This window comes from Aquimarina agarivorans (assembly GCF_000218485.1).
In the GTDB taxonomy this organism is placed as follows: Bacteria; Bacteroidota; Bacteroidia; order Flavobacteriales; family Flavobacteriaceae; genus Aquimarina; species Aquimarina agarivorans.
On sequence record NZ_AFPB01000060.1, the window covers coordinates 1 to 2444 of the forward strand.

A 2444-nucleotide genomic window follows, 5' to 3' on the forward strand; every position below is an offset into this window, starting at 1 on the left:
GTCCAATACCAAAGTATAAAAAGAAATAACTTTTTTACTATAGTGTTAAATTACAAATAATTTAACAAATTTATATTTTTAATGTTAGCTAGCTAACATTGTGTTGAAGTCATAGGTTATATTTTTGAACAAATAAAAGTTTTGTTTAGTAAAATAGTATAATTATGAAACGTTTTTTACACACTAAGAGGTTCAAAATTTTATTTTTTGCTACCTTTTTAAGTGGAATGAGCTTATCCTTTGCACAAGCCATTCCTCGTTTAACTAAAGTGGATCCCGAAAATAATTTGGTAACGGTGACCAACTTTGGCGACCAACCTGTAAATCTTATTGACTATTGGTTTTGTCTTGGTCCAGGAACTTACCAAAGATTAGGTGCTTTAACACCAGTTTCGGGAAGTATAAACTTAACTGCAAATCAAAACTGTAACATTGCCTTACCAAATGCCGGAAGCTGGTAGTGGTCTATCTTTTTAAAGTGCTCCAAACTTTTCATCAGTAGATGCTATTGAAGATTTTGCACAATGGCGAGTAGATGGCAATGCAAGAGAGGGTTTGGCTGAAAGTAAAGGGGTATGGACAGCTGGCGATTTTATAGACGATACAGGTGTTTATAGTTATATTGGTGATGGTACTGAAAATGGATTAGCCCAGTGGGAAGCTTCATTAGTAGATGCCGGGATATTAACGGGCGGTCCATTTGAATTTTTTGTTGGTGATGGAGTAGCAGATAACATTCCTGCAGATGGTATAACGATAGCAGGGGGTGTAGGTTCAGAATCAGCATGGGTAGTAACCGATGAGGATTTAAATATATTAGGATTGCCATCAACATTTTCGGCAGTTAATTTTGATACTGCAGGTTTAGGAACATGCTTAGTATGGTACTTACGTCACGATGGTTCGTTAACAGGAGCAGCTATTAATGCAAATGCAGGTACTGATTTAGGTGGGAATTTTGATCTTTCAAACCCGATAGAGGTAGTAAGGAAGACTGTTGATGCCGGTGTTTTAAGTGGCGGTCCTTTTAAATTTTTAGTTGGTGATGGAGTAGCGGATAATATTCCTGCAGATGGTATCACTATCGAAGGTGGTGTAGGCGCAGAATCTGCATGGGTAGTGACCGATGAAGACCTAAATATACTAGGATTGCCCCCAACGTTTTCGGCTGTTAATTTTGATACTGCTGGTTTAGGAACGTGCTTAGTATGGTATTTACGTCACGATGGCTCATTAACTGGTGCAGCTATGGGAGCAAATGCTGGTACTGATTTAGGAGGAAATTTTGATCTTTCAAATCCAATTGAAGTGGTAAGAAATACAGTGGATGCAGGTGTTTTGAGTGGAGGTCCATTTAATTTTTGTGTCGAGGATGGGGTAGCGGACAATATTCCAGCCGATGGTATCACTATCGAAGGAGGTGTAGGATCAGAATCTGCATGGGTAGTAACTGATGAGGACTTAAATATATTAGGTTTACCACCAACATTTACGGCAGTAGATTTTGATGGAGCAGGAGCTGGAACATGTTTAGTATGGTACTTACGCCATGATGGTTCATTGGGTGGAGCAGCTATTAATGCAAATGCTGGAACAGATTTAACAGGAAATTTTGACCTATCAAACCCTATAACAGTGAATAGAGTTGTTGGAGGAGATTGTGCAACATTATCAATAAACGAATTTGATACAGAATTACCTGTAACAATTTTTCCTATACCAGCGAGCGATAGTTTAACTATTAGTACAACTAATGCTTCTGGAGATCTTGATATCAAAATCTACAGTTTAACAGGTCAAGAGGTTCTTGAAACTGTTGCAATTTCCCAATCGGGAAGTGTAACTTTCGATGTTCAAAATTTAGAACCAGCTGTTTACATTTTAAGTATAACAGATAAAGATGGAAAGAAACAGTCTTTTGAACAAATTGTGATTGAATAATTTCCGAGGAATATAAAAATTTCAAAATATTTAAACCACCTATTTTTAGGTGGTTTTTTATTGGTTATTTTGAGTAAAATTAATTATAATTATTTGATTACAAGGTTTTTATTGGTCTTAAAAATAGTTAAAACTATGTACTTTAGTGCATTTCGCTTTTAGCTTCTAAAAATTTATCTTCGTATAATGTCTTATCAACGAAGTAATGGTCATAGCGTAAGTCGGTTAACAGTTCACTTAGTTTGGAGTACAAAATACAGATATTCAGTATTGCAAGGAGATATAAAGCAGCGTTGTCGTACAATTTTGATACAGATTTGTTAATCAGAGGATGTCAATATTCTAAAGGGAGTTGTCTCAACGAACCATGTCCATATGCATGTTGAATACCGACCTTCATTATCGATAAGTGATTTGGTTAAGAAATTAAAAGGAAGAAGTTCTAGGAAATTACAACAAGAGTTTCCAGAGTTAAATAAGCGTTATTGGGGTCGTCATTTCTG

Annotated in this window: 2 protein-coding genes and 1 pseudogene; all 3 read left to right on the forward strand. The window is 36.0% G+C overall.

All coding sequences use genetic code 11. The features are described 5' to 3' along the window. Positions 1-164 precede the first annotated feature (164 nt). Positions 165-461 (forward strand): hypothetical protein, encoded by a 297-nt coding sequence (locus GMC_RS23105; protein ID WP_010520426.1) that lies wholly within the window; start codon positions 165-167, stop codon positions 459-461. Between the two features lie 94 nt (positions 462-555). Then, the gene (locus tag GMC_RS23100) at positions 556-1941 is read left to right on the forward strand and encodes a T9SS type A sorting domain-containing protein (protein ID WP_010520425.1); all 1386 of its coding nucleotides are present in this window, start codon (positions 556-558) and stop codon (positions 1939-1941) included. A gap of 186 nt (positions 1942-2127) precedes the next feature. Next, positions 2128-2444 (forward strand): annotated as a pseudogene (gene tnpA, locus GMC_RS23095) (IS200/IS605 family transposase); the annotation flags it as partial.

Bases quoted from the DNA above. Each gene is read 5' to 3' on its own strand.
- GMC_RS23105 (WP_010520426.1), top strand. From the start codon at position 165: ATGAAACGTTTTTTACACACTAAGAGGTTCAAAATTTTATTTTTTGCT.